Raw genomic sequence first — 26,649 nt, 5'->3', positions numbered from 1 at the left:
CAACCATTTTTTTTAAATCACAAAAAAAGAGCAGGGTACATTTTTCTATATACCTTGCTCTATAAGAGAATACATTTTTAATATCTTAACTTAATGACATTGGCAAAAGAGCTTGCTCTTTTTTAATTTCTTAAGAAAATCTGTAAAATCATCAGAAATAGAACTGAAATCTTTAAGAAGTCTTAATAAAGCCCTTATGATATTTTAAAATTGATTTGGTAACATTAATACTAGAAAGAAGGAAAGTTTCAAGATTGTACCTTTTCGAAAAATGGATGTCCCTTTTTTGAAACTTTAATTTTATAAAATAAGAGTACTAAGAGGAGGATGGAAAGATGCAGAAAGAGGGAATGAAAAAAGCAATTAATATTTTGACGGTACTTTGTACTGCGGCAATGGCTGCATTTGTCATATATGGTGTAAAGAGTGGAATTTTTACAGATCGGGCCATGATGGAAGAATTGGTTCGAAAAGGCGGAATATGGGCGCCGGTGACATTTATCTTAATTCAGATGGTACAGGTGGTTGTTCCGATTATTCCGGGAGGAATCACATGTGCAGTAGGTGTTGTCATATTTGGACCATGGTATGGACTGCTTTATAACTACATCGGAATTGTGGTAGGTTCCGGAATCAATTTCTATTTGGCAAGAAGATATGGACAATGCCTGGTGAAATTTTTTGTGAAGGAAGAAACCTATGACAAGTATATTACATGGCTTGACAAAGGAAAGAAATTTGATAAGTTTTTTGCACTTGCGATTTTTTTCCCGTGTGCTCCGGATGATGTGCTTTGCATGATTGCAGGATTGACAAAGATGTCGTGGAAGAAATTTTCAGCGATCATTTTATTAGGAAAGCCGGCATCTATCGCAGCATACAGCATGGCTCTGATTTACGCAGGCGGATTTTTAGGGAAACTCATAGCATAGATAACAAAGGAAGAGAAAAGGGGACAGCATTATGAAAGTACTAATTACAAGCGATTTATTTGATTCAACTATTAACGGAGTGGTAACTTCTGTAAAAAATCTGGAGAAAGAATTGACAAAGCAAGGACATGAAGTGAGAATTCTGACTGTGTCTGATCAATATGCGTCCTACCAAAAAGATAATGTCTACTATATGAAATCTGTGCCGGCAAAGATATATCCGGATATTAGAATTCCGGTATCCAAGTGCGCGGATTATATAGAAGAACTGATTCGGTGGAAACCGGATGTGGTACACAGTCAATGTGAATTTTTCAGTTTTGGCTATGCAAAGAAGATTGTGAAAGCGACAGGCGCTGTGTTTATTCATACTTACCACACATTGTATGAACAGTATACAGAATATGTTCCGATTGGAAAGACATTGAGCCGGGCGGCACTTGGAAAATGGATTAAATTGAGATTGCGAAATGTAGATACCATCATTGCACCTACGAAAAAAGTAGAATATGCACTTTTGGAATACGGAATGGAAAACAACATTCAGATCATTCCATCGGGGATACAGATTGACCGTTTTTTCAAAAAGGAAGAGGCGGAGATAACAAAAAGATTAAAAGAAAAGTATCAGATTCCAGAGGACAAAACAGTTCTGCTAAGTCTTGGAAGACTTGGATTTGAAAAGCGAATTGATGAACTGCTGCGAGGAATGAAGGCACTGCTTTCAAAAAGACAGGATGTTGTTCTTTTGATTGTGGGGGGCGGACCGGCAAGAGGAAGCCTGGAGCAGCTGGCGAAGGAATTAGGTATCGAAAGATCGGTTCGGTTTGCCGGTATGGTAAATCCAAACGAAGTAGCTGATTATTATAAATTGGGAGACATTTTTACATGTGCGTCGACAAGCGAGACACAGGGGTTGACTTATATTGAGGCGATGGCAAGCGGACTTCCGCTTGTGTGCAGAAAGGACCCTTGTCTTTACGGAGTGCTGGAGGAAGGCGGAAACGGATATTCTTATGAATCAATCCAACAATTTGTGTCCGGTGTACAAAGACTTTTGGAAGAAAAGGAAATATTTGAAAATGCGAGACAGCACAGCCGGAAAATCGCAGAAGAGTATGGAACAAAACGATTTGGAAAGCGTGTGGAAAGCTGCTATGAAAAAGTATTATTGGAAAGAGAGTGTGAGAAAAATGAAAGTGCTGTTATATGCGAAGAATCGACAGGTCGTCTTAAAAAGTGGAGTGGGGAGAGCCATGGTTATGCAAGAAGAATCTCTTAAGGGAAACGGTGTGGAAGTGACAACAGACCCAAAAGATGATTACGATGTAGTACATATCAATACGATTTTTCCGAGTGACTATTTTATGGCAAAGAAAGCAAAAAAATGCGGGAAAAAAGTAGTTTATCACGCCCATTCTACAAAAGAAGATTTTCAAAACTCCTTCACAGGTTCGAATCTGATTGCACCGTTATTCAAGAAGTGGATTATGAAATGCTATCAGACCGGAGATCTGATTTTAACACCGACAAATTATTCGAAGTCATTACTTGAGGGGTACGGCATCAAAAATCAGATTGAGGTCATCTCAAACGGTGTGGATACTACGTTGTTCCAAAAGAACATGCTTGTTCGTGAGAAATTCCGAAATAAATATGGGTTTAAAAATACGGATAAGATTGTGATGTCAGTAGGGCTTTATTTTGAGAGAAAAGGGATTTTAGATTTTGTAGAACTGGCAAAACAGATGCCGGAATATCAGTTTGTCTGGTTCGGTTATACACCGGATAGCCAGATTCCGAAGAAAATCAGAGAGGCTGTTCACACAAAGCTGCCAAATCTCAAATTTACCGGATATCTGCCAAAAGAAGAGCTGCAGATGGCGTATAGCAGCTGTGATCTGTTTTTCTTCCCATCTTATGAGGAGACAGAGGGAATTGTCGTGCTGGAGGCATTGGCGTCCCAGATTCCGGTACTGCTTCGTGATATTCCGGTTTACAGTGACTGGCTGGAAGAAAATAGAGATGTCTATAAGGGAAGAGATAATCAGGAATTCAAAGAGCGGATTGAAGAAATTTTGGAAAGAAAGATTCCGACGCTGACATTGAATGGATTGGAGCGGGCAAGAGAGAGAGATGTGTCACATCAGGCAGAGATTCTGAATCGATATTATGAAAGACTGGCAACCGTATAAAAATTGCCACAGTTGTAAGGAGAGCTCACAACTGTGGCAGTATTTTTTTACTATAGTTGAATATTTTTGAATAAGTCGCCGAGACTTGTACCAATCTCTTCGGATTTTGGAATCTCTACTTCTTCTACGACTTCTTCTTCCGGCTCGATAAGCGCTTTGATGCTCAAGCTGATCTTTCCATCTTTGATGCCGATTACTTTGACATTGACTTCCTCACCTGTCTTTAGAACGTCAGCAGGCGTCTTGATACGTTTTTCACAGATCTGAGAAACATGCACAAGTCCGGATAATCCATTTTCCAGACGGATGAAAGCGCCGTATGTCTGGAGCGTCTCTACGGTTCCGGTCAAAACAGAGCCAACTTCGACAGATGCAAGTAATTTTTCTTTTTCTTTACGCTCTTTTTCTTTCAGAAGTTCCCGTGCAGATAAAACAAGACGGTTGTTCGCCTGATCGACATCAATTACCTGAACCTCAATATCTTTTAATAAGTAGTCTTCCAAATCTTCGATATATGATAAAGATAATTTAGAGGCAGGAATAAATCCACGAAGACCTTCTACCATGGCGATTGCACCACCGTTTACAATTCCTTCTACTTTTACCGGAAGGACAGTTCCCTGTTCCATGTATTCTGTTACACGGTTCCATGGATTTGCATCGTCAAAATGTTCCTCGTAATCTGCCATTGTTTCTGTCTGTAATTGTTCTTCACTCATTTGTCACACCTCTTCGTTTTTATTTTATACTGTTCTTAGTATAACATATTTTTAGAAAGAAGAACAAGAAATGTCAGAAATTATTTGACAAATGCAAAAAAAAATGGCAACCTAAAAGAGCAAAAGGAAGTGAAGTAAATGGAAAATAAGAAATCAAAGAGAGTATATGTAGTAGGACATAAAAATCCGGATACCGATTCTATCTGTTCTGCGATTGCCTATGCGAATTTGAAAAATCAGATTTCAAACAATGAGTACACGGCAAGAAGAGCCGGGCAGATCAATGAAGAGACACAGTTTGTGTTGAGGCATTTTGGCGTAGAGGCTCCAAGATTGCTTGCAAATGTACACCTTCAAGTAAAAGATATGGATATCAAGAGAATTGAAGGAATTAAGAGCAGCACCTCGATCAAAGAGGCTTGGGCGATGATGAAAGAAGAAAATGTGCATACATTGCCCGTGGCAAGAGATCATAAGTTGGAAGGCGTGATCACAACAGGGGATATCGCGACTTCCTATATGGATGTATATGACAGTAAGATTCTTGCGACAGCAAGAACACAGTATCAGAATATTATCAATACGCTCGACGGTGAGATTGTGATTGGCAATCCGCATGCATATTTTGTAAAAGGGAAGGTAGTAATTGCTGCCTCCAGTCCGGATATGATGGAGAGCTTTATTGAAAAAGACGATCTGGTTATCTTAGGAAACCGATATGAATCACAGCTCTGTGCAATTGAGATGGATGCAAGCTGTCTTATTGTATGCCAGGGGGCACAGGTGTCAAAGACAATTAAGAAACTGGCAGAGGAGAGAAGTATCGTTGTGATCACAACGCCACATGATACCTTCACAGTGGCAAGGCTGATCAACCAAAGTATTCCTGTAAAATATTTTATGAGCACAGAAAATCTGACATCGTTTAACACATTAGATTATGTGGAGATGGTAAAAGAAGAGATGGCGAAAAAGAGATATCGGGATTTTCCTGTCATAGACAGAAAAGGAGATGTATATGGTCTGATTTCCAGACGTCGTCTGTTGGAGGCAAGTAAGAAGAGGGTCATTTTAGTTGACCACAACGAGAAGTCGCAGGCAGTAGACGGAATTGAAGAGGCAGAGATTTTGGAGATTATTGATCACCACAGATTGGGAAGTCTTGAGACTGTCGGACCGGTTTATTTTAGAAATCAGCCGGTGGGATGTACGGCGACTATCGTTTACCAGATGTATAGGGAAAACCAGATTAAGATCAATGAGACGATTGCTGGTCTGTTGTGTTCTGCAATTATTTCAGATACATTGATGTTTCGCTCACCGACCTGTACAGGAATCGACCGTATAGCGGCAGAAGAGCTGGCAGAACTTGCGAAGATCAATATTGAGGAACTGGCACAGGATATGTTCCAGGCAGGAAGTAATCTGAAAGGAAAGACGGCAGAGGAAATCTGCTTTCAGGACTTTAAGAAATTTACAGTCGGCGATGTTACATTCGGAGTAGGACAGATTAATTCGATGAGCCGTGATGAATTACAGGAGATTAAATCAAAGCTTTTGCCGTATATGGAAAAGGCAAGACAGGCACAGCAGGTAGATATGGTGTTTTTCATGCTGACCAATATTATTCAGGAATCAACAGAGCTGTTGTGCTGTGGAAACGGCGCAAGAGAGCAGGTGCTGGAGGCGTTTGATCTGTCTGATGATATAGAAGAGATTATGTTAAAAGGTGTTGTGTCTCGTAAAAAACAATTGATACCAGCTTTTGTAATCTCGCTGCAGCAGTAGGAGGATACAGATGGGAAAACAGAGTTGGAAGCCGGGGAATATGATTTACCCGCTTCCGGCAGTCATGGTGAGTGCCGGAAATGCGGAAGGGCAGACGAATATCCTGACGATTGCCTGGACAGGAACAATCTGTACGAATCCGGCAATGCTATATATATCAGTGCGTCCGGAACGTTATTCGTATTCCATGATCAAAGAATCCGGAGAGTTTGTTGTCAATCTTACTACAGAGGAATTGGCAAAAGCGACGGATTACTGTGGCGTGCGTTCCGGCAGAGATGTGGATAAATGGAAAGAGATGCACTTGACGAGGGGAAAGGCAAAAGAACTTCAGTACGCGCCGATTATCGAGGAGTGTCCGGTAAATATAGAATGTAAGGTGGAAGAGATCAAAGAACTCGGAAGCCATCATATGTTTATCGCCAAAGTCATGGCGGTTCAGGTAAGCGAAGAGTATATGAATGAGACAGGAAAGTTCTGTCTGAATGAAACTGGACTTTTGGCATACTCACATGGAGAATATCTCGGGTTGGGAAAAACAATAGGAACTTTTGGCTACAGTGTAAAAAAGAAAAAGAAACGTAAAAAGTAAGAAGGAAAGTTTTAGAAGGGAAACTCCTTCTTCTTTTTTTGAAAATATATATGCTCTGTCAAACATATACATAGTGTTGAGGAAACAAAAGGAATCAGAAAAATGATGCGGTATAAAAAAGCAGCATTTGCATTTTCCATGCTATACGCAGTATGTCTGCTGGGAATAGCAGGGTATTGGAACAAGACAAAGCCTGTAGATGCGGCAGTGGAAGTGAGTGAGAAACCGAAAATTGCAATCACATTTGATGATGGACCGAGTGTCTATACAGAAGAGCTTTTGGACGGACTGAAAGACCGAGGGGTAAAGGCGACATTCTTTGTGATCGGAAAAAGCGCTGTCTCCTATCCGGATATTGTAAAACGAGAAAGTAATGAGGGACATCTGGTAGGAAATCATACCTATAATCATGTGGAAATCACGAAAATAGGGGACAAAAAGGCGAGAGAAGAAATTGAAAAGACCAATACTGTACTGAAAGAGATGCTCGGAAAGGAAATCGAATATGTACGTCCGCCGTTTGGGGCGTGGAAGAAAAAACTGGAGCAGGAGATGAATGTACTTCCTGTGATGTGGTCGATTGATCCGCTTGATTGGACAACCGAAAATGTAGATGAAATTGTGAATAAGGTAGTGACGGAGGCGAAAGAAAATGATATTATCTTATTGCATGACTGCTATCAAAGTTCGGTTCAGGCAGCGCTTCGTATTATCGATATCCTGCAAAAAGAAGGATTTGAATTTGTCACTGCCGACGAACTACTATTAGATTAGAAAAGAGGATTTTAGTTTATGATACATGAATATTCCAGAACAGAATTACTTGTCGAAAAAGAGGGCTTACAAAGACTGAAAGATGCAACTGTTATGGTGCTTGGAGTGGGAGGAGTCGGATCGCACTGCATTGAGGCGCTGGCGAGAAGCGGAGTTGGGAGACTGATCTTAGTGGACAATGATAAAGTGACACTGACCAACATTAACCGCCAGTCTATCGCGTATCACAGTACAATAGGGCAGTATAAGACAAAATTGATGAAAGATCGTATATGGGACATTTCATCTGAAATTGAGGTCATCACACATGAAAAATTTATACTGCCGGAAAATCTGCATGAGATTTTTGATCGGAAAGTGGATTACATTATAGATGCGATTGACACAGTTACCGCAAAACTGGCGCTTGTGGAATATGCAAAGCAGCAGGATATCCCGATCATCAGCTGTATGGGAACAGGAAATAAACTGCATCCGGAGCTGTTTGAGATTACTGATATTTCAAAGACATCAGTATGCCCTCTGTGCAAGGTGATGCGAAAAGAGCTCAAAGAAAGAGGGATCAAACATTTGAAGGTGTTGTACTCGAAAGAAAAACCGGTGGATACATCTGGAAAATCAACCGGAGAAAATATGGGCAAACGGCGGGCACTGCCGGGAAGTATTTCATTTGTGCCGCCGGTTGCGGGACTTCTCATTGCGGGAGAAGTGATTCGGACGCTTGCGGGAGTAGAATAGAGGAGTTGAGAAAATGGATTTATTTGATTATATGCGTGAAAATGCAGCGCAAAAAGAGTCTCCGCTTGCTTCCAGAATGCGCCCGAAAACGCTGGAAGAAGTGGTTGGACAGCAGCATATCATCGGGCAGGATAAGCTTTTATATCGGGCGATCAAAGCGGACAAGCTGAGTTCGATTATTTTTTATGGACCTCCTGGAACAGGAAAGACGACACTCGCAAAGGTTATTGCGAACACAACGAGTGCACAATTTACACAGATCAATGCAACAGTTGCAGGGAAAAAAGATATGGAGGAGGTTGTCCGTAAGGCGAAAGACAATCTTGGCATGTATGGACAGAAGACCATTCTGTTTGTCGACGAGATCCATCGATTTAACAAAGGACAGCAGGACTATCTATTGCCGTTTGTAGAAGATGGAACGCTTATTTTAATTGGTGCGACGACAGAAAATCCGTATTTTGAAGTGAATAGTGCGTTGATTTCCAGATCCAGCGTCTTTGAATTGAGGGCGCTGACGAAGGAAGATATCAAAGTGCTTTTAAAAAGAGCTGTATATGACGAAATAAAAGGTATGGGAAGTTACAGAGCTGATATCGATGACGATGCGTTGGAGTTTTTGGCTGACATTGCAGGGGGAGATGCAAGAAATGCGTTGAATGCAATAGAGCTTGGCATTTTGACGACAGAGAGAAGCAAAGAAGATGGAAAGATTCATATTACGTTAGACGTGGCTCAGGAATGTATTCAGAAGAGAGTTGTTCGATATGATAAGACTGGAGATAACCACTACGATACTATTTCTGCTTTTATCAAAAGTCTGCGTGGGTCTGATCCGGATGCGGCGGTATACTATCTTGCAAAAATGCTCTATGCGGGGGAAGATATCAAATTCATTGCCCGACGAATTATGATTTCTGCGTCGGAAGATGTGGGGAATGCAGACCCGAATGCATTGACGGTAGCAGTTTCGGCGGCACAGGCAGTAGAGAGGCTTGGTATGCCGGAAGCGCGTATTGTACTTGCGCAGGCAGTCACCTACATCGCATCGGCACCAAAGAGCAATGCGGCATATCTTGCGGTGGATGCCGCACTTGAAAATGTGAGAAATTATAAGACAACTGTCCCGGCTCATCTTCAGGATTCGCATTACAAAGGAGCCGCAAAATTGGGACACGGGATAGGGTATAAATATGCACATGATTATCCGGAGCACTATGTGGAGCAGCAGTATCTGCCGGATGAGATTAAAGATGCGAAGTTCTATTTCCCGACAGAGATTGGATATGAAAAGAATATGAAAGAACGTTTGGACAGACTTAAGAGCCGCAGACAGGATTCATAAAAACAGGAACAGGAGGTTTTCAAAGCCTTCTGTTCCTGTTTTGTTATTTGATATCTCGTTTTCGGAAAGAAATCAGTCCAATCGCTGTGGCAACGATAAAAAATCCGAAAGCTACGCAGATACTTCTTGCGGCCAGTTTTCCGGTAATATCGGAAGTGGCAATCTGTGTCATGTTTGTGTCAATCAGATAATTCGAGAGCGTGATAGACGTATCGAAAATCTTGTTAATGATCATCTCTCCGAACATGACGATGAGAGAGATAAATTCCAAAAAGAAGATATTGGCGGCAATCGCACCTCCACTTTGACGGATCAACATGCTGAACATGACAAACACGGCAGTGAATGCGCTTACCAAAAGAAATTCAATCCCGATACCTTTGCAAGCGTTAGCGACAAACGAACTGTCAACTTTGCCAAAGCCCCAGAGAGCTGTGCCAAGACCTGTAGCTACAACGGCGTAAAGGAGAGTCATGACGATTGCGGCGATGACAGAAACGATTATCTTGGAAAGATAGATCTGGGTGCGGGTATGATTTTTGGAAGCAAGATTTTTGATCGTTCCGTGTGAAAATTCTCCACCGACAAACAGTGACACAAAGATGGAGATCAAAATGGTTGTTGTTCCGGCAAACTGCATGAGGAGCATGTTGGAAGCATTTAGATCCGCAGAGCTCATCGGGATACCGTCGGTAGATATATTCAATCCGCTTTCTTCCAGTGCTGCCTCTTCCTGAGCTGCCTGCTGCGGTACTTTATCCATCAGTTTTACAGAAAAATCCATGATCAATACACTGAATACAGCGAGTGCGACAGCGAGAATCATGCATACCCAGAAAGATTTCGCTTTTCTTAATTTGTAAAAATCACTTCTTATCAAACTCTTCATAATTATTTTCCTCCAATCACTTTTAAGAAATATTCTTCCAGTCCAAATTCCTGACCATTTTCAGAAATACAACGTTTCCATAGTTCTTCTTCTGTAAATTCCTCGATAAGAGAGCCATTATGTATAATGCCATAGCGGGTGGCAAATTTGGATAGCTCGCTTAGGATATGGCTGGAAATCAATACCGTAATATGCTTTTTCTGATTCAGATGTAAGATTAGGTCACGAATCTCTTTGATCCCTTCTGGATCCAGCCCGTTGGTCGGCTCATCCAGAATCAGAAATTCAGGATCTCCGATCAGTGCAATTGCAATGGCAAGTCTTTGGCGCATACCAAGAGAAAAATTCTTTGCCTTTTTCTTTCCGGTATTGGAAAGTCCTACAAGTTCCAGTGTCTCGTCCACTACACGCAGATCTTTTACATTTGCGATGCGGCACTGTGTGATGAGATTTTCACGGGCAGTCATATTTGGGAAGAGTGCCGGAGACTCAATTACCGTGCCGATCTTTGCACGTTCTTTTACAAGGTCACTGCTTCCAAATAATTCAATGGAACCGGAAGATGGAGTGGCAAGTCCGGCGATCATACGGATCAAAGTTGTTTTTCCGGCGCCATTTTTCCCGATAAAGCCGTAAATATCTCCTTGCTGAATGGTCATAGACAATTCTTTTACAACCTGCTTGCTACTATATGTTTTCGTTAATTGTGATGTTTTCAATACAGCATTCATAAGAATCCTCCTCTTGTACTAATGTATTATTGAGTTAATACAATAATATTCTTAAAAGTTTTATTTGTCAAGAGAAAAATAAAAAAAGAATGTGCATGGGCACATTCTTAATGTGTAATATTTTATAAAAGATGCTGCATAATGAGCGCATAGACTTCCTGATGATTTTTATTCCAGTTATTAGTGACAGCAATCGCTTCTTCTTCAGTAGGGACAGTGAGAGTCAAATCAATGAGCGGTGAAGCGTTTTCAATAATCTGGCATCTTACAGAAAATTCATGGCTCATATTTTTATAATAGTCTGCTTTGACAGATACTTCATCTTTGAGTTCATATCGTTTTTCTTCGATAAAGGCATCGACATCTTCACGGATGGCGGAAGAGATGTTTGTCTTGAAATATTGTATGGTCTCAAGTCCCTCCTCTGTGAGATGATAAAGTGTGCGATTGTGAACAAATTCTTCGCGGATCAGATTGGATTCTACCATCTCGGAGAGAGCCTGCTGTAAGGTGAAGTAGGTAGTGTAACCCTTATCAAGAATAAATTCCGAAATTTGTCCGTTGGTAAGCGGAAAATCCAATTTTTCCAACATATATAAAACAATCAATTTATAAAGTGTAAATGGTTCTGACATAACTGCTCCTTTCTAAGCATGAGAAAGATAATCTTTCCCCTGCCAAATATCAGTATCCTTAAAATATTTTTGAATACTGTTCAGCACAAGACGCTTGTTCGCAGTCCATTTGGGCGCGATCAGTAAATTCTTTGGACCGTCTCCTGTGAGTCGGTGGACTACAATATCCGGACGAAGGTGGGAGATCAGAACCCCAAGTAATTCCAGATATTCCTCCAAAGAAGGAAGCCAAAATGGAGACTGCTCATAGGACTTGGCAAGGTCTGTATGTTTTAAAATGTGCAACAGTTGTAATTTTATGCCTTGAATCGGAAGCCTGTTGAGATAAGAAATCGTATCAAGCATCATCTGTTTAGTCTCATTGGGGAGACACAAGATGGTATGAACGATGACCGGAATTCCGATATGATGCAATTGAGTGACTGCCCGCTCAAACATAGAAAGAGGATATCCTCGTCGGATAAACTCGGCGCTTTTTTCGTGTATTGTCTGTAGTCCAAGCTCAATCCAGACCGGTTTGATCTGATTCAGACGATTCAGCAAATCTAAAATATCGTCCGACAGGCAGTCCGGTCTTGTTGCAATGGACAGGACTTTTACATCCGGTTCCTGAAGTGCCTCCATAAAAATCTGTTCCAAGTAGGAGACGGGGGCATAGGTATTCGTATATGCCTGAAAATAGGCAATATAGGAAGAGCCGGTGTGTTTGCGCTGGACAAGGCTTTTTCCGTCTGAAATTTGTTCTTTAATGGAGACGTTCCGATCACCGGCAAAGTCCCCGGATCCTCCGGCGCTGCAAAAAATACAGCCGGTGTTTCCGAGTGTTCCATCCCGATTCGGGCAAGTCATACCTCCATCCAGTGCAATTTTATAAAGCTTTTCGTGAAAGGTCTGTTTGACATAATAGTCAAGCGAATAATATCGCTTGTCACCCCAGCGCTCCATTAGATCAAAGCCTTTACTGCAGCGCTTACTGCATCTGCAACGCGTGGATCAAACGCTTCCGGAAGAATATTGGTATCGCTTAAATCTTCCTCAGCTACAAGTCCGGCGATGGCATGGGCAGCCGCAAGTTTCATCTCTTCTGTAATCTGTGTGGCGCGTCCTTCCAAAGCGCCGCGGAAGATTCCAGGAAAAGCAACGACATTGTTTACCTGATTTGGAAAATCAGAGCGTCCTGTTCCGACAACCTTTGCACCAGCCTTTTTTGCAAGGTCAGGCATGATCTCAGGGACAGGATTTGCCATGGCAAAAAGGATGGCATCCTTATTCATGGAAGCAACCATATCTTCCGTCACGATGTTTGGCGCGGAGACACCGATGAAAATATCTGCGCCACAGAGAGCATCGGCAAGTGTTCCTTCTTTTTCTTCCAAATTGGTCACTTCGGTCATGTATTTCTGCATGTAGTTTAAATTCGGCGAATTTTTGGAAAGAATTCCATTGATATCACACATAGTAATGTGAGAAAAGCCATAAGTCAAAAGTAGTTTTGTGATGGCAATTCCAGCGGAACCGGCACCGTTTACGATTACTTTGCATGAGTCTTTTTGCTTTCCTGTCACTTTTAATGCGTTGATGATTCCGGCGAGCACTACAATGGCAGTTCCGTGCTGGTCGTCGTGAAATACCGGAATATCCAACAATTCTTTTAATCGTTCTTCAATTTCAAAACAACGTGGAGCAGAAATATCTTCCAAATTGATTCCTCCAAATGCCGGGGCAATATTTACGATAGTTTTGATGATCTCTTCTGTATCCTGTGTGTCAAGACAGATTGGAACTGCATTGATCTGACCGAACTCTTTGAAAAGAACTGCTTTTCCTTCCATGACAGGAAGCGCTGCATATGCCCCGATATTTCCGAGACCGAGAACTGCACTTCCGTCAGAGATAACGGCTACAGTATTAGCTTTCATAGTATATTTATAGACTGCCTCTTGTTCTTTTGCGATGACTTTACATGGCTCGGCAACGCCAGGTGTATATGCGATTGCAAGATCTTCTCTGGAGTTTACATGCGCCTTGGCGGTTGTCTCTAGTTTACCGTTCCACTGTTCGTGCATTTGTAAGGCTTTTTCGTTTGTTGTCATTTTTCCACACCCTTTTATTACATTTTAGTTTTTGTTTCGTACATTATCATACCATTGTGCGGAACTCAAATCAACTGAGATGAAAAAAATACTTTATCTTCTGAGAAAAGTAGTGTATAATAGGAATCAGAAAATTCAATGTAGTCAATTCAGACAGTGAAATCCCACAGTATGGTATTTGAATAGAGAAAGGATGTAAGTATGAGAGAAAAGTATGAATCTCTGTCACTAGCAGCATTAAGAGATATTGCGAAAGCAAGAAAATTAAAAGGTGTCAGCACTATGAAGAAATCAGAGCTGATAGAACTGATGCTGGAACAGGACGAAAAAGATAAAGCAAAAGAAGTAAAAGAGGAGATTAAGAATGAAAAAGCCGGTGTGGCAGATATTGAGCAGCTTGACAGCGGCATGGTGGCACACGGAATTATAGAGGTACTCCCGGATGGATATGGATTTATTCGAAGCGATAATTATCTTCCGGGAGAGAATGATGTGTATGTTTCCCCGTCTCAAATCCGCAGATTTGGCTTGAAGACTGGAGATATTATCTCCGGAAATACAAGGATTAAGACACAGGCAGAAAAATTCAGCGCCCTTTTGTATCTTACAAAGATTAATGGAGTTTCTCCGAGTGAGGCGACAAAAAGAGCGAATTTTGAAGATATGACACCGATTTTCCCGAATGAAAGACTGCGTCTTGAGAACGGACAGAGCAGTACGGCGATGAGGATTGTAGACCTGTTGTCGCCAATAGGAAAAGGACAACGTGGTATGATCGTGTCTCCGCCGAAAGCGGGTAAGACAACGCTGTTAAAGCAGGTGGCACAGTCTGTTTTGAAAAATAATCCGGAGATGCATTTGCTGATTCTTCTGATTGATGAGCGTCCGGAAGAAGTAACAGACATAAAAGAAGCAATCACAGGAGAGAATGTAGAAGTGATCTATTCTACATTTGACGAGCTGCCGGAACATCACAGACGTGTATCAGAGATGGTGATCGAGCGTGCAAAACGCCTGGTAGAGCATAAAAAAGATGTCATGATTCTGTTAGACAGTATTACAAGACTTGCAAGGGCATATAACCTTACTGTTCCACCGAGTGGAAGAACATTGTCGGGAGGTCTTGATCCGGCTGCGCTTCATATGCCAAAACGAATCTTTGGTGCGGCGAGAAATATGAGAGAAGGCGGAAGCCTTACCATTCTTGCCACAGCGCTTGTAGATACCGGAAGTAAGATGGATGATGTCATCTATGAAGAATTTAAAGGAACCGGTAACATGGAACTTGTATTAGATCGTAAATTACAGGAAAAACGAGTATTCCCTGCGATTGATATTCCAAAATCAGGGACAAGACGTGAGGATCTTCTGCTGTCTTCGGAGGAGCAGGAGGCGGTTTATACAATGCGAAAAGCGTTGAATGGAATGAAGCCGGATGAGGCAGTAGACAACATTTTGAACATGTTTGCACGTACAAAGAACAACGAAGAATTTGTTCAAATGGTAAAAAAGACGAAGTTTTTATAAAAAATTTATAGAAAAACTTGCAAAGAACTGGCATCTGTGGTACAATGACAAAGCTGTTTAGAAAGTAGAAATCATCGCGGGCATCGTTTGAGATGTACTTGACAGACGATGGCCTACGCACAAATAAAATTATTAAAGAGGTGAAAATCATGAGAGAAGGAATACATCCAGAATACCATCAAGCAACAGTAACATGTAACTGTGGGAACACATTTGTAACAGGATCTACAAAAGAAGATATCCACGTAGAAATTTGTTCAAAATGTCATCCATTCTACACAGGACAACAAAAAGCTGCTCAGGCTCGTGGTCGTGTTGATAAGTTTAACAAAAAATACGGAATTCAGGAATAAGAGAATCCAAATGAACGGGTTGAGGTCAATGCATCTCAACCCTTTTGTTTCTTTATGGAAAGGCAGGAACTATGAAATCATCAAACATAGGCGGTCAGGCTGTACTCGAAGGAATTATGATGAAAAACGGCAAGGACTATGCGGTTGCAGTGCGAAAGCCTGACAAAGAGATTGAAGTCAAAAAAGACGAATATAGGAGTTTTATAAAGTGGGAAAAGCTCACTAAGATTCCGTTTATCAGAGGAATTTTTAATTTTATAGATTCCATGGTATTAGGTATGAAGACGCTTACTTATTCAGCCAGCTTTTATGAAGAGGAGGAGACGTCACGTGTCTTGACGGAGGAAGAAGCAAAGAAACAGGAGAAAAAGGAAAATGTGCTTATGGGAATTACCGTGGCAGTTTCGATTGTGCTGGCGATGGGAATATTTATGGTGCTGCCATATTTTATTTCCGGTTTGTTTGACAAAGTTATTTCCTCCAGATTTATAAAGTCTGTCATAGAAGGTTTGATCAGAATTGCTATTTTTATCGGCTATATCTTGCTCATTTCTCGGATGAAGGATATACAGAGGGTTTTTATGTACCACGGTGCAGAGCATAAATGTATCAATTGCATTGAGCACGGATTAGAGTTGAATGTGGAGAATGTAAGAAAAAGTTCGAAGCAGCACAAACGTTGTGGAACAAGCTTTCTGTTTTTTGTGTTGTTTGTCAGCATCATTGTATGTTTTTTTATTACCGTAGAATCTCCGGTGCTAAGAGTTGTGCTCCGTATTGCGCTGATTCCACTGATTGCAGGAATTTCTTATGAGATGATTCGTTTGGCGGGAAACAGCGACAATCCAGTCGTAGAGCTTTTGAGTAAACCGGGACTGGCGCTTCAGAATCTGACGACAAAAGAGCCGGAAGACGATATGATCGAAGTGGCAATCAAGGCAGTGGAGGAAGTATTTGACTGGAAAGAATATCTGAGAGAAAATTTTGGAGCGGATGTAAGATGACATTGAAAGAAGCGTATGAATATGGCCGGGAGCGATTAAACGCAGCTGGGATTGAAGAGTGTTCTGTTGATGCATGGTATCTGCTTGAATTTGTCACAGGGCTTGACAGAACAGCATATTTTTTGAAGCCGGATGAGAAGATCACGGATGAGCAGGACTCTTTATATAAAGCCTATCTGGAGCAGAGGGCGCAGCATATTCCACTTCAGCATATCACAGGTGTTCAGGAATTTATGGGATTGGAATTTGCGGTCAATGAACATGTCCTTGTTCCAAGGCAAGACACGGAGACGTTGGTGGAATGTGTGCTGTCTTATGTTCAGCCACAGATGAAAGTGCTGGATATGTGTACCGGTTCCGGTTGTATACTGATCAGTCTGATGAAATTAGGAAAGATCGCGCAGGGAGTGGGAGCAGATATTTCAGACGAAGCTCTGAAGACAGCAAAAAAAAATGCCGAGAAACATCAGGTGGAACCACTGTTGATAAAAAGCGATTTATTTGAAAATATTGTGGATAAGTATGATGTGATTGTGTCAAATCCACCATATATCAGAACAGCGGTGATTGAAGAATTAAAAGAAGAGGTGAGATGCCACGATCCGATTCTTGCTCTTGACGGAAAAGAGGATGGACTTTATTTTTATAGAAAATTGATAGAACAAAGTCCGATGTATCTGAAAAAAGGTGGAATGTTGTATTTTGAGATTGGACATGATCAGGGGCAGGATGTAAAATGTCTGATGGAAAAAGCCGGATTTGAGGATGTGATGGTGAAAAAGGACCTCGCAGGACTTGACCGGGTTGTCTTTGGCGTGTACAATATTGCAGAAGGTGAACACATAGAAAAAGGTATATAGTATAGAAGAAAATGTTGCCCGCCATGCGGGCGGATGAGAATATGGAGGAATGGACATGTTTGATAAATTAGATGATTTGCTTATTCGTTTTGAAGAGCTTATGAGTGAACTGCAGGAACCGGATGTGGCAAACGATCAGAATCGTTTCAGAAAATTGATGAAAGAGCAATCAGATCTTGCTCCGATTGTAGAAGCATACAATGAATATAAGAGTGCGAAGCAGGCAATCACAGACAGTGAAGAGATGTTGGAGATGGAGTCTGACGAAGAGATGCGCGAGCTTGCAAAAGAGGAGCTTTCTTCTTCTAAAAAGCGTGTGGAAGAGCTGGAGCATGAATTGAAGATTTTACTTCTTCCAAAAGACCCGAACGATGATAAGAACATTATGGTCGAGATCCGCGCGGGTGCAGGTGGAGATGAATCCGCATTGTTTGCGGCAGAAGTGTACCGTATGTATGTGCATTATGCGGAGAGCAGGCATTGGAAGACCGAGATGATTTCATTTAGTGAAAATGGGATCGGAGGATTCAAAGAAGTTGTATTTATGGTAAGTGGTCAAGGTGTATATTCACGAATGAAATATGAAAGTGGTGTACATCGTGTGCAGCGTGTTCCGGAGACAGAATCCGGCGGACGTATCCACACTTCTACAATCACTGTGGCAGTCATGCCGGAGGCGGAAGAAGTGGATGTTGTCATTGATGAAAAAGATATCCGTATCGACGTTATGCGTGCGTCCGGAAATGGTGGACAGTGTGTCAATACAACTGACTCAGCGGTTCGTCTGACTCACTACCCGACAGGAATTGTAATTTACAGCCAGACAGAAAAATCACAGTTACAGAACAAGGAAAAAGCGTTCCGTTTACTTCGTTCAAAGCTGTATGAGTTAGAGTTGGAAAAACAGCAGTCAGCAGAGGCGGAAGCAAGAAGAAGCCAGATTGGTACAGGAGATCGTTCTGAAAAGATCAGAACATACAACTTCCCACAGGGACGTGTGACAGAACACCGTATCAAATTGACATTGTATAAGATTGATAACATTATGAATGGAGATCTGGACGAGATCATCGATAGCCTGATTGCGGCAGACCAGGCGGCGAAACTGGCGAATATGAATGAATAGATTATAAAAAGAAATAGAAATTGGCTTAAGAATGTAAGAAGAGCTGATTTCTATTTTTTTGATTGATATTTTTGTTCTGCCTCGTAGAATTCATTTATATCGAGCAGGATTGCACTTTTTTTCTTCCTATAGTATGATATTTGAGAAGAAGGAGGAGAAACATCTGATGAGAGAAAAATTAAAAAAATTATTTTCATATTATAAACCGTATCGGGTTTTGTTTTACAGTGATATGTTTTTTGCAATTTTGGGAGCAGTTATCACGTTAGTGATTCCGCTGATCGTGCGCTATATCACGAATGAGGTGGTTTATTTTAATCACCATAAAGCGATGCAGACAATTCTCGTATTAGGTGCGGTGATGATCGGACTCGTTATCGTCGAGTTTGGCTGCAATTATTTTATTGCATATTATGGGCATATTATGGGGGCTTATATGGAAGCAGATATGCGCAGTGACATCTTTGGGCATTATCAGAAACTGACATTTGCTTTTTATGACAATCAGAAGGTTGGGGCATTATTGTCGCGTATTACGAGTGATTTATTTGATATTACGGAGCTTTTGCATCATGGGCCGGAGGACGTGGTCATCTCGATCATAAAACTGGTCGGTGCATTTGTGATTTTGATCAATATCAATGCACCGCTTACAATTGTTGCGTTTGTGTTCGTGCCGGTGATGGCTCTGTTTGCATGGTACTATAATCGAAAGATGAAACGTGCATTTAAGCGCAACCGCGAGAAAATCGCGGATATCAACAGCCAGATTGAGGACAGTCTTTCCGGTATCCGTGTGGTAAAGTCGTTTGCAAACGAAGAGATTGAGATGAAGAAATTCAATCAGGGAAATAAGAATTTTGTGAATGCAAAAAAAGTAAGCTACCGGTATATGGCAGGATATAATTCGGGATTAAGTGCATTGACAACGCTTGTGACTGTTGCAGTGCTTTTGGCTGGAGTAAGCTTTTTGACATCGGGTACGATCATCGTGACAGATTTGGTTACATTTTTGCTGTATATCAATAATTTCGTAGAACCTGTAAAAAAACTGATGAACTTTACAGAGATGTTCCAAAATGGATATTCTGGATTTGAGCGATTTCAGGAAATTATGGCAATTGCACCGGATATCAAAGATGAAAAGGATGCGATAGCTGTAGATCATCTAAAGGGAGATATTACATTTGAAAACGTTTCTTTCTACTATGAAGAAAGTGCAGAGAAAGTATTAAATAATATTCAGTTAAAAGTAGATGCGGGAGATTATATGGCATTAGTGGGACCGTCAGGAGTCGGCAAGACAACGCTTTGCAGTTTGATACCGAGATTTTATGATGTGTCTGAGGGAAGCATTCAGATTGATGGAATGGATATCAGGCATATAAAATTGGCGGATTTGCGAAACAATATCGGAATTGTACAGCAGGATGTGTATCTGTTTGCAGGAACGATCATGGACAATATCCGCTATGGCAATCCAAATGCGACAGACGAGGAAGTTATTCGCGCGGCAAAGCGGGCAAATGCACATGAATTTATCATGAGTTTTCCGGAAGGATATGATACCGATATCGGACAGCGCGGAGTGAAATTGTCAGGAGGGCAGAAACAGAGACTTTCGATTGCCCGTGTGTTCTTGAAGAATCCACCGATTCTTATTTTTGATGAGGCGACATCGGCGCTTGACAATGAGAGTGAACAGGTAGTACAAAAGTCGTTAGAAGAACTTGCAAAAGACCGGACGACGTTTGTGATTGCACACCGTCTGTCAACAATTCGCAATGCAAAGCGGATTCTTGTGCTGACAGAAAATGGAATTGAAGAAGAAGGAACACATGAAGAATTGATGTCAAAAAAAGGTGTATATGAATCACTTTATCAAATGCAGTTCCGTTCTTAGTATATAAAAGAAATGTAAATTTTTTCAAGTCCGACTAAAAAAGTGGGAAAAATATGGTATACTTTTAAAGTATGAAAAAATAGCAAAGGAGAAGGGTAATTTTATGGAAGAAATTCAGTTTAAACGACCGGAAATAGAAGACCGCGAACTTATAGAGTCCTATTTTCGGAAATATCCGAGCCGCAGCTGTGAGAGAACATTTGTCAATGTATTTTTATGGTCAAGACACTATAAAGTGACATTTGCAGAGATAGAACATACGATTGTATTCAAATCAGAGGATCACGGTCTGGCGTTTGCCTATCCGGTAGGAGCCGCGGAGGATGTGAAACGGGTGCTTGAATTTTTGATGGAATATAGTGCAAAAAAAGAGGCGCCATTTGTGTTATATAATGTAACGGAGGATAACTTCAGACAACTGGAGGAGTGGTATCCGGGACAGTACCAGATTGAGTACAACAGAGATATTGCTGATTATGTGTATGAATCGGAAAAACTTGCGACATTGTCCGGCAAAAAACTTCATGCGAAACGAAATCATATCAACAAATTTAAGGCGACATTTGATGACTGGTGTTATGAGCCGATCACAAAGGAGAATGTAGAAGAATGTTTCCAGATGGCGTTGAAGTGGAGAAATGAAAGCGGATGTGAGGAAGATGTGGAAAAGAATGCAGAGATGTGCGTGACACTCAATTCGCTGCGTTTGTTTGAAGAACTGGAATTGAAAGGAGGACTTCTTCGGGTAAATGGAGAGATTGTGGCATTTACCATGGGAGAGCCGATCAGTGAAGATACATTTGTGGTTCATATTGAGAAGGCATTTGCGGATGTGCAGGGAGCGTATCCAATGATCAATCAGCAATTTGTAGAGCATGAATGTATGAATTACAAATATGTCAACCGCGAGGAAGATACAGGAGCTGAGGGACTTCGCAAGGCGAAATTGTCTTACCGCCCGGTATTCCTTGTAGAAAAAGGCGTTGTTACAAAAAAATCAGAATCATAAAGGAGAACGATACGATGATAGCAGAAAAGATGAAAAATATGGTGGCAAACAGCTCCGCAATCCGTGCGATGTTCGAGGAGGGGAATCGTCTGGCACAGATTTATGGAGCGGAGAATGTGTTTGATTTTAGTCTTGGGAACCCGAATGTCCCGGCTCCGGAGGCTGTAAAGCAGGCAATGATTGACATTTTGAATGAAGAAGATCCGGTGGCGCTTCACGGCTATACGAACAGCAATGCAGGCTATGCAGATGTGAGACAGGCAGTGGCAGATTCATTAAATGAGCGGTTTGAGACAGCGTTTTCCGGAAATAACATTGTCATGACAGTCGGAGCGGCAGGTGGACTTAATGTAGCGTTGAAGATTTTGCTGAATCCGGGAGACGAAGTGATCGCGTTTGCGCCATATTTTGGAGAATACAGAAGTTACACAGCAAATTTTGATGGTGTGCTTGTTGAGGTTTCTCCTAATACAGAAAATTTCCAGCCGAAACTTGATGAGTTTGAGCAGAAGATTACGGCAAAGACGAAGGCGGTTATCGTAAATACACCGAATAATCCGACCGGAGTTGTGTATTCAGAGGAGACGATTCAAAAGCTGGCTGCTATCATGGAAGAAAAACAAAAAGAATTTGGAACAGATATCTATCTGATTTCCGATGAACCGTATCGTGAACTGGCATATGATGGTGTGGAGGTACCATATCTGACAAAATACTATAACAATACAATTGTCGGTTATTCTTATAGCAAATCGCTTTCGCTGCCGGGCGAACGAATTGGGTATCTTGTGATTCCGGATGAAGCGGCAGACAGTGAAGACTTGATTTCAGCGGCGAGTGTGGCGACACGTATTTTAGGGTTTGTCAACGCACCGACTTTGCAGCAGAAGGTTGTAAAAAGATGTTTGAATGAAAAGACAGATATTTCTTACTATGACAGAAACAGAGAGACACTTTACAACGGTTTGTCAGAGCTTGGATTTGAATGCATTAAGCCGGAAGGAGCTTTTTATCTGTTTGTGAAATCACCGGTGGCAGATGAGAAGGCGTTCTGTCAGGCGGCGAAAAAATATAATATACTGATCGTTCCGGGAAGTTCTTTTGCATGTCCTGGATATGTGCGTATCGCATATTGCGTATCGCATGAGACCATTGTAAATTCACTGCCGAAATTTAAAGAACTTGCAAAAGAGTACTTCTAAAGGAAGGATAAAAAGATGAGAGTATTTGAAAACAATATCAGAAAAGTAGAGCCGTATGTTCCGGGAGAACAGCCACAGGGAAATGTGATCAAATTGAATACAAATGAAAATCCGTATCCGCCGGCGCCGGGAGTGCGCACGGCGCTTCAGAATATGGATACAGACCTGATGCGCCGTTATCCGGATCCAACGGCAGGAGAACTCGTACATACATTGGCGGAATATTATGGTGTGAAGGATGAACAGGTATTTGTGGGGGTTGGCTCGGATGATGTGCTGGCAATGTGTTTTCTCACATTTTTCAATTCCCAAAAACCAATTTTGTTTCCGGATATTACCTATTCTTTTTACAAAGTGTGGGCAGAGCTTTACCGGATTCCATATGAGTGTCCACAGGTTGATTCACAGTTCCGTATTGTAAAAGAAGATTACTACAAAGAAAATGGCGGTGTTATTTTCCCGAATCCGAATGCTCCGACTTCAATCTATGAAGAGTTGGATTTTGTGGAGGATATTCTGCAGCACAATCAGGATGTGATCGTGATTGTGGATGAGGCGTATATTGATTTTGCGGGGAAATCGGCGATGGAGCTGATTGACCGATATGACAATCTGATTGTCGTGCAGACATTTTCGAAAGCTCGTTCTATGGCAGGAATGCGTATTGGTTATGCCATCAGCAATCCGACCTTGATCAAATATCTCAATGATGCGAAATATTCTTTCAATTCTTATACGATGAATCAGACGTCGCTGGTCTGTGGCGTGGAGGCAGTGAAAGACAGAATATACTTTGAAGAGCAGACAGCAAAGATCATAGAGACTAGAGAGTGGTCAAAAAAGGAACTTTCTGCGCTTGGATTTGTATTTCCGGATTCCAGATCTAACTTTATCTTTGCAAAGCATCCTGAATTCGACGCAAAAGAATTGTTTGAAGCCTTGAAAAAAGAGGACATCTATGTTAGATTTTTAGGAGGTTCCAGAATCAAAGATTATTTAAGGATTTCGATTGGAACAAGACAAGAGATGGAAATGTTGATTTCGTTTCTGAAAACATACATAGAAGAGCGTAAGGAGATTAAAACATGTTAAAGCAAGTATTACAGGGAATGGTAGTGGGGATTGCTAACATTATTCCTGGTGTGAGCGGTGGGACGATGATGGTTGCCATGGGACTTTACGACCGGCTGATCCATGCCATTACACATCTGAAAAAAGAATTCAAGGAAGGTATGAAACTTTTAATCCCAATTTTTATCGGAGCGGGAATTGCGATTGTCGCATTGTCAAGATTGTTTGAGTTCCTGCTGGAGACATATCCGATTCCGACGAATTTTGCGTTTTGCGGTCTGATTGCAGGAAGTCTTCCGTTTATCTTTAAAAAAGTGAAGGGACATGCGGTGACAGTCGGAAAGATCATTCCGTTTTTGGCATTTTTTGGAATTGTAATCTTGATGGCAGTGATGGGAGAGACAAGTGGGAATGCAGCAGATGTAAGTTTCAATGTAATTAATGTAGTGAAGCTGTTTGGAGTCGGTGTCATTGCAGCAGCGACGATGGTAGTACCGGGAGTCAGTGGTTCCATGATGCTGATGCTGCTTGGATATTATGATACGATTTTGAAAGCAATTAATAATTTTATTGATGCACTTATGGCATTTGACATGAATGGACTTTTAACAGGTGTCGGTATTCTTGCACCGTTTGGAATTGGTGTAGTAATAGGAATATTCCTGATTGCGAAAATCATTGAGTTTATTTTCTCGAAGGCAGAGATTCATGCATATTATGCGATCATCGGTCTGATTCTTGCATCTCCAATTGCAATTCTGTTAAAGACAGACTGGAGCGGTGTTTCTGTGATTATAATTGTGATAAGCGTAGTTACATTTGCGGCAGGATGGTTTGCGGCAAGCAAGCTTGGCGGTGAGTAAGATGAATATCCGAATGAGATTAGAAAGTCTGGCAGAGCCAGACTTTCGTGCGTTTATGGCAAAATTGACACCGAATGTTCCGAAAGAAAATATGCTTGGAGTGAGAATCCCAAAGCTTCGAAAACTTGCAAAAGAGCTTGCAAAAACAGATTGGCGAACTTATTTGGAAGAGGCAAAAGATGACAGCTTTGAAGAGATTATGCTGCAGGGACTGGTAATCGGATATATAAAAGCAGAACTTTCAGAGATACTTATTCAAGTGGAACAGTTTCTCCCAAAGATTGATAATTGGGCGGTATGTGACAGTTTTTGTGCGGGACTGAAGCTGCCGAAACAATATCCGCAGGAGATGTGGGAATTTATCGTACCGTATCTGAAAGATGCAAGACCGTATTATATTCGGTTTGGTGTTGTCATGCTGCTCGATTATTATACTGATCGAGAGCATGTAAAAGAAGGCCTCGCTCTGCTTGACCAGATACGGAATGAAGACTATTATGTAAAAATGGCAGTCGCATGGGCAGTTTCTATTTATTATATTAAGCTTCCCGATGAGACGATGGCATATTTGAAGAAAAACAACCTGGATGATTTTACATACAATAAAGCGCTGCAAAAGATTACCGAATCTTTAAAGATATCAAAAGAGACGAAACAGATGATTCGCAGTATGAAAAGAAAGTAGGAAAGGGGGAAGGTGAGAAAATATGGAAAAAGAGACAGCGTATAAACATGAGCTTGTCGTACCAAATGAAGATCTGCCATTCAAATTGTTTGTGTTTGAGGGCAAAGAAGGAAATTATGTGAGGGACAGACACTGGCATCGTTCAATTGAAATTTTTGCCGTGTTTGAAGGGAGTCTTACATTTATTTTAGATGAGAAAAAAGTGCCGCTCAAAGCGGGAGAATTTATTATCGTGAACTCGAATGAGGTTCACTCTGTTTTTTCACCGAAACCGAATCTGACGATAGTACTGCAGATTCCAATGGCAACGTTTGAAAATTACTATTCTGAGGAACGATTTGTATTGTTTTCCCATGAACCTGGTGTGGACGACAGTCAGATGATGGAATTAATTCAGAATATGTATGAGAATTACGTCAAGAGAGCATGCGGATATGAGTTTCAAGTACAAAGTCAGTTCTACATGCTTATGTACCTCATGATCACACAGTATCGCATTAATGAAGTGAGTGAGGATATGGTGAAAAATCACAGGAAGTTGAATCGGCTTTCATCGATTACTTCCTATATCCGAGATAATTATCAAAAAGAATTATCGTTGGAGTATATTGCAGAGATATTTGGGTATTCGCCGACGTATTTATCAAAAATGTTTCAGAAGTATGCAAAGATCAATTATAAAGCGTATTTACAAAGTGTGCGTGTAGAGTATGCTTATCAGGAGCTTGTCAAAACGGACAAGACAATCAGTGAGATTGCGGCAAAACATGGATTTTCGAATCAAAAGGCATTTGCAAAAGAGTTTCAGAAGAAATATGGAATGCTGCCAAGTGAATATCGCAAGCATATGCTGTAATCAATCGAATATCATTGTATGAGGGGAATATGAAAATGACAAGAAATTGCCATCACATGGATAAGTTTTTGGAAGAAGCGACAAAAAAACGGTGCTAAAATGCAAGTAGAAATAAAGCAATTCAGGAGGAAGCGGGATGAAAATTCAGAAGATAACAGATGAAGCTTTTAAGAAATATGGAAAAGTGCTTGCTCAGTATGATTGTGCAGAACTTATCAGAGAGATGGAGCATACACCTCTTCCGGAAGATGTCATTTATGTGCCGTCTGTAGAGGAACTGGAAGTACTTAGTGTGGCGAGAGATTTTCAAAATAGTATGTATGGGGGACTCCCGATCCAAATCGGATATTGCAACGGTCACAACCATACATTAAATGCACTGGAATATCATAGAAGTTCTGAGGTAAATGTGGCGGTTACGGATTTGATTTTACTGCTGGGTGCTCAGCAGGACATCAAAGAAGATGACACTTACGATACTTCTTTAGTAGAAGCTTTTCTTGTTCCGGCAGGGACTGCGATTGAAGTATATGCGACGACGCTTCACTATGCGCCGTGCAGCGTAGGAGAAAAAGGTTTTCGATGTGTAGTTGTACTTCCGAAAGATACAAACACAGAGATTACATTTGCATTGAAAGAAAAAGGCGAAGATCGCCTGATGACTGCGAAGAACAAGTGGCTGATCGCACATGAAGAGGCAAAAATTGCAGGTGCATTTAACGGATTAAAAGGTGAAAATATTACATTGTCATAAGAAAA

The 26,649-nt window shown here is 41.2% G+C and carries 27 protein-coding genes; 21 read left to right on the top strand and 6 right to left on the bottom strand.

Annotated features, from left to right (window positions below):
• The first annotated feature begins 335 nt into the window (after positions 1-335).
• From AC6I5B_RS12925 to AC6I5B_RS12915, 3 genes are read left to right on the top strand one after another with little or no spacing between them, the layout of a single operon-like run.
• Entirely contained in the window at positions 336-932 is a 597-nt protein-coding gene (locus tag AC6I5B_RS12925) for a TVP38/TMEM64 family protein (protein WP_004611071.1), read from the top strand.
• A gap of 31 nt (positions 933-963) precedes the next feature.
• On the top strand, positions 964-2,214 hold the full coding sequence (locus tag AC6I5B_RS12920; protein WP_004611070.1) for a glycosyltransferase family 4 protein: 1,251 nt from the start codon (positions 964-966) through the stop codon (positions 2,212-2,214).
• Positions 2,126-3,127 carry an LTA glycolipid anchor biosynthesis glycosyltransferase, IagA/BgsA family gene (locus tag AC6I5B_RS12915; protein ID WP_207661360.1) on the top strand — a complete coding sequence of 334 codons (1,002 nt, stop codon included), beginning with the start codon at positions 2,126-2,128 and terminating at the stop codon, positions 3,125-3,127. Before AC6I5B_RS12920 ends, AC6I5B_RS12915 begins: the two co-directional genes overlap by 89 nt.
• 50 nt (positions 3,128-3,177) lie before the next feature.
• Here the strand turns inward: AC6I5B_RS12915 and AC6I5B_RS12910 are convergent, their stop codons facing one another.
• Positions 3,178-3,846, bottom strand: coding sequence for a S1 RNA-binding domain-containing protein (locus tag AC6I5B_RS12910; RefSeq protein WP_004611066.1), 669 nt, complete (start codon positions 3,844-3,846; stop codon positions 3,178-3,180).
• A 138-nt stretch (positions 3,847-3,984) separates the two neighbouring features.
• Between AC6I5B_RS12910 and AC6I5B_RS12905 the strand changes: the two genes are divergently transcribed.
• From AC6I5B_RS12905 to AC6I5B_RS12885, 5 genes are all read left to right on the top strand, one after another.
• Positions 3,985-5,634 carry a putative manganese-dependent inorganic diphosphatase gene (locus AC6I5B_RS12905; protein ID WP_022251192.1) on the top strand — a complete coding sequence of 550 codons (1,650 nt, stop codon included), beginning with the start codon at positions 3,985-3,987 and terminating at the stop codon, positions 5,632-5,634.
• A 10-nt stretch (positions 5,635-5,644) separates the two neighbouring features.
• Positions 5,645-6,226, top strand: a complete 582-nt coding sequence (locus tag AC6I5B_RS12900) for a flavin reductase family protein (RefSeq protein ID WP_004611064.1) — start codon at positions 5,645-5,647, stop codon at positions 6,224-6,226.
• A gap of 102 nt (positions 6,227-6,328) precedes the next feature.
• A complete protein-coding gene (locus tag AC6I5B_RS12895; RefSeq protein WP_004611063.1) occupies positions 6,329-7,000 on the top strand; it encodes a polysaccharide deacetylase family protein in 672 nt (223 codons plus the stop codon).
• A gap of 18 nt (positions 7,001-7,018) precedes the next feature.
• A complete protein-coding gene (locus AC6I5B_RS12890) occupies positions 7,019-7,738 on the top strand; it encodes a tRNA threonylcarbamoyladenosine dehydratase (protein ID WP_004611062.1) in 720 nt (239 codons plus the stop codon).
• A gap of 13 nt (positions 7,739-7,751) precedes the next feature.
• On the top strand, positions 7,752-9,083 hold the full coding sequence (locus AC6I5B_RS12885) for a replication-associated recombination protein A (protein WP_004611061.1): 1,332 nt from the start codon (positions 7,752-7,754) through the stop codon (positions 9,081-9,083).
• 43 nt (positions 9,084-9,126) lie between these two features.
• Here AC6I5B_RS12885 and AC6I5B_RS12880 read toward each other — a convergent pair whose 3' ends face one another.
• The 5 genes from AC6I5B_RS12880 to AC6I5B_RS12860 form a co-directional block, all read right to left on the bottom strand.
• The gene (locus AC6I5B_RS12880; protein ID WP_004611059.1) at positions 9,127-9,972 is read right to left on the bottom strand and encodes a DUF2705 family protein; all 846 of its coding nucleotides are present in this window, start codon (positions 9,970-9,972) and stop codon (positions 9,127-9,129) included.
• A gap of 2 nt (positions 9,973-9,974) precedes the next feature.
• Positions 9,975-10,703 (bottom strand): ABC transporter ATP-binding protein, encoded by a 729-nt coding sequence (locus tag AC6I5B_RS12875; RefSeq protein ID WP_004611058.1) that lies wholly within the window; start codon positions 10,701-10,703, stop codon positions 9,975-9,977.
• Between the two features lie 122 nt (positions 10,704-10,825).
• Entirely contained in the window at positions 10,826-11,338 is a 513-nt protein-coding gene (locus tag AC6I5B_RS12870; protein WP_004611057.1) for a DUF4364 family protein, read from the bottom strand.
• A gap of 12 nt (positions 11,339-11,350) precedes the next feature.
• Positions 11,351-12,283, bottom strand: a complete 933-nt coding sequence (gene mnmL / locus AC6I5B_RS12865; protein ID WP_004611056.1) for a tRNA modification radical SAM protein MnmL/YtqA — start codon at positions 12,281-12,283, stop codon at positions 11,351-11,353.
• Positions 12,283-13,431 carry an NAD(P)-dependent malic enzyme gene (locus tag AC6I5B_RS12860; RefSeq protein ID WP_004611055.1) on the bottom strand — a complete coding sequence of 383 codons (1,149 nt, stop codon included), beginning with the start codon at positions 13,429-13,431 and terminating at the stop codon, positions 12,283-12,285. The genes mnmL and AC6I5B_RS12860 overlap by 1 nt, the downstream gene beginning before the upstream one ends.
• A 201-nt stretch (positions 13,432-13,632) precedes the next feature.
• On the opposite strand from AC6I5B_RS12860, the gene rho reads away from it, so the two are divergent.
• The 13 genes from rho (at position 13,633) to AC6I5B_RS12795 (ending at position 26,644) form a co-directional block, all read left to right on the top strand.
• Entirely contained in the window at positions 13,633-14,958 is a 1,326-nt protein-coding gene (rho, locus tag AC6I5B_RS12855; RefSeq protein WP_004611054.1) for a transcription termination factor Rho, read from the top strand.
• Between the two features lie 149 nt (positions 14,959-15,107).
• Entirely contained in the window at positions 15,108-15,311 is a 204-nt protein-coding gene (gene rpmE / locus AC6I5B_RS12850; RefSeq protein ID WP_022251186.1) for a 50S ribosomal protein L31, read from the top strand.
• Positions 15,312-15,382: 71 nt separating this feature from the next.
• Entirely contained in the window at positions 15,383-16,315 is a 933-nt protein-coding gene (locus tag AC6I5B_RS12845) for a DUF1385 domain-containing protein (protein WP_004611052.1), read from the top strand.
• Positions 16,312-17,175 (top strand): peptide chain release factor N(5)-glutamine methyltransferase, encoded by an 864-nt coding sequence (gene prmC / locus AC6I5B_RS12840; RefSeq protein ID WP_118208302.1) that lies wholly within the window; start codon positions 16,312-16,314, stop codon positions 17,173-17,175. Before AC6I5B_RS12845 ends, prmC begins: the two co-directional genes overlap by 4 nt.
• A 55-nt stretch (positions 17,176-17,230) precedes the next feature.
• Positions 17,231-18,301, top strand: coding sequence for a peptide chain release factor 1 (prfA, locus tag AC6I5B_RS12835; RefSeq protein ID WP_044986492.1), 1,071 nt, complete (start codon positions 17,231-17,233; stop codon positions 18,299-18,301).
• A gap of 166 nt (positions 18,302-18,467) precedes the next feature.
• Entirely contained in the window at positions 18,468-20,204 is a 1,737-nt protein-coding gene (locus tag AC6I5B_RS12830) for an ABC transporter ATP-binding protein (RefSeq protein WP_117787043.1), read from the top strand.
• A 103-nt stretch (positions 20,205-20,307) separates the two neighbouring features.
• Positions 20,308-21,213, top strand: coding sequence for a DUF2156 domain-containing protein (locus tag AC6I5B_RS12825; RefSeq protein WP_004611048.1), 906 nt, complete (start codon positions 20,308-20,310; stop codon positions 21,211-21,213).
• Between the two features lie 14 nt (positions 21,214-21,227).
• Positions 21,228-22,415 (top strand): pyridoxal phosphate-dependent aminotransferase, encoded by a 1,188-nt coding sequence (locus AC6I5B_RS12820; RefSeq protein WP_118208303.1) that lies wholly within the window; start codon positions 21,228-21,230, stop codon positions 22,413-22,415.
• Positions 22,416-22,430: 15 nt separating this feature from the next.
• Complete coding sequence (gene hisC, locus AC6I5B_RS12815; protein ID WP_022251181.1) at positions 22,431-23,507, top strand: histidinol-phosphate transaminase; 1,077 nt, start codon at positions 22,431-22,433, stop codon at positions 23,505-23,507.
• Entirely contained in the window at positions 23,501-24,349 is an 849-nt protein-coding gene (locus AC6I5B_RS12810; protein ID WP_118208304.1) for a DUF368 domain-containing protein, read from the top strand. The genes hisC and AC6I5B_RS12810 overlap by 7 nt, the downstream gene beginning before the upstream one ends.
• Before the next feature lies 1 nt (position 24,350).
• Positions 24,351-25,034, top strand: a complete 684-nt coding sequence (locus AC6I5B_RS12805; RefSeq protein ID WP_004611044.1) for a DNA alkylation repair protein — start codon at positions 24,351-24,353, stop codon at positions 25,032-25,034.
• 22 nt (positions 25,035-25,056) lie between these two features.
• Positions 25,057-25,890 carry an AraC family transcriptional regulator gene (locus AC6I5B_RS12800; RefSeq protein ID WP_497773387.1) on the top strand — a complete coding sequence of 278 codons (834 nt, stop codon included), beginning with the start codon at positions 25,057-25,059 and terminating at the stop codon, positions 25,888-25,890.
• 136 nt (positions 25,891-26,026) lie between these two features.
• A complete protein-coding gene (locus AC6I5B_RS12795; protein ID WP_004611042.1) occupies positions 26,027-26,644 on the top strand; it encodes a DUF4867 family protein in 618 nt (205 codons plus the stop codon).
• Positions 26,645-26,649: the final 5 nt, after the last annotated feature.

It is taken from the genome of Faecalimonas nexilis, from assembly GCF_059731825.1.
This window is presented reverse-complemented; position numbering and strand designations above follow the sequence as displayed.

Bases quoted from the DNA above. Each gene is read 5' to 3' on its own strand.
- AC6I5B_RS12925 (WP_004611071.1), top strand. From the start codon at position 336: ATGCAGAAAGAGGGAATGAAAAAAGCAATTAATATTTTGACGGTACTT.
- AC6I5B_RS12920 (WP_004611070.1), top strand. From the start codon at position 964: ATGAAAGTACTAATTACAAGCGATTTATTTGATTCAACTATTAACGGA.
- AC6I5B_RS12915 (WP_207661360.1), top strand. From the start codon at position 2,126: ATGAAAGTGCTGTTATATGCGAAGAATCGACAGGTCGTCTTAAAAAGT.
- AC6I5B_RS12910 (WP_004611066.1), bottom strand. From the start codon at position 3,846: ATGAGTGAAGAACAATTACAGACAGAAACAATGGCAGATTACGAGGAA.
- AC6I5B_RS12905 (WP_022251192.1), top strand. From the start codon at position 3,985: ATGGAAAATAAGAAATCAAAGAGAGTATATGTAGTAGGACATAAAAAT.
- AC6I5B_RS12900 (WP_004611064.1), top strand. From the start codon at position 5,645: ATGGGAAAACAGAGTTGGAAGCCGGGGAATATGATTTACCCGCTTCCG.
- AC6I5B_RS12895 (WP_004611063.1), top strand. From the start codon at position 6,329: ATGATGCGGTATAAAAAAGCAGCATTTGCATTTTCCATGCTATACGCA.
- AC6I5B_RS12890 (WP_004611062.1), top strand. From the start codon at position 7,019: ATGATACATGAATATTCCAGAACAGAATTACTTGTCGAAAAAGAGGGC.
- AC6I5B_RS12885 (WP_004611061.1), top strand. From the start codon at position 7,752: ATGGATTTATTTGATTATATGCGTGAAAATGCAGCGCAAAAAGAGTCT.
- AC6I5B_RS12880 (WP_004611059.1), bottom strand. From the start codon at position 9,972: ATGAAGAGTTTGATAAGAAGTGATTTTTACAAATTAAGAAAAGCGAAA.
- AC6I5B_RS12875 (WP_004611058.1), bottom strand. From the start codon at position 10,703: ATGAATGCTGTATTGAAAACATCACAATTAACGAAAACATATAGTAGC.
- AC6I5B_RS12870 (WP_004611057.1), bottom strand. From the start codon at position 11,338: ATGTCAGAACCATTTACACTTTATAAATTGATTGTTTTATATATGTTG.
- mnmL (WP_004611056.1), bottom strand. From the start codon at position 12,283: ATGGAGCGCTGGGGTGACAAGCGATATTATTCGCTTGACTATTATGTC.
- AC6I5B_RS12860 (WP_004611055.1), bottom strand. From the start codon at position 13,431: ATGACAACAAACGAAAAAGCCTTACAAATGCACGAACAGTGGAACGGT.
- rho (WP_004611054.1), top strand. From the start codon at position 13,633: ATGAGAGAAAAGTATGAATCTCTGTCACTAGCAGCATTAAGAGATATT.
- rpmE (WP_022251186.1), top strand. From the start codon at position 15,108: ATGAGAGAAGGAATACATCCAGAATACCATCAAGCAACAGTAACATGT.
- AC6I5B_RS12845 (WP_004611052.1), top strand. From the start codon at position 15,383: ATGAAATCATCAAACATAGGCGGTCAGGCTGTACTCGAAGGAATTATG.
- prmC (WP_118208302.1), top strand. From the start codon at position 16,312: ATGACATTGAAAGAAGCGTATGAATATGGCCGGGAGCGATTAAACGCA.
- prfA (WP_044986492.1), top strand. From the start codon at position 17,231: ATGTTTGATAAATTAGATGATTTGCTTATTCGTTTTGAAGAGCTTATG.
- AC6I5B_RS12830 (WP_117787043.1), top strand. From the start codon at position 18,468: ATGAGAGAAAAATTAAAAAAATTATTTTCATATTATAAACCGTATCGG.
- AC6I5B_RS12825 (WP_004611048.1), top strand. From the start codon at position 20,308: ATGGAAGAAATTCAGTTTAAACGACCGGAAATAGAAGACCGCGAACTT.
- AC6I5B_RS12820 (WP_118208303.1), top strand. From the start codon at position 21,228: ATGATAGCAGAAAAGATGAAAAATATGGTGGCAAACAGCTCCGCAATC.
- hisC (WP_022251181.1), top strand. From the start codon at position 22,431: ATGAGAGTATTTGAAAACAATATCAGAAAAGTAGAGCCGTATGTTCCG.
- AC6I5B_RS12810 (WP_118208304.1), top strand. From the start codon at position 23,501: ATGTTAAAGCAAGTATTACAGGGAATGGTAGTGGGGATTGCTAACATT.
- AC6I5B_RS12805 (WP_004611044.1), top strand. From the start codon at position 24,351: ATGAATATCCGAATGAGATTAGAAAGTCTGGCAGAGCCAGACTTTCGT.
- AC6I5B_RS12800 (WP_497773387.1), top strand. From the start codon at position 25,057: ATGGAAAAAGAGACAGCGTATAAACATGAGCTTGTCGTACCAAATGAA.
- AC6I5B_RS12795 (WP_004611042.1), top strand. From the start codon at position 26,027: ATGAAAATTCAGAAGATAACAGATGAAGCTTTTAAGAAATATGGAAAA.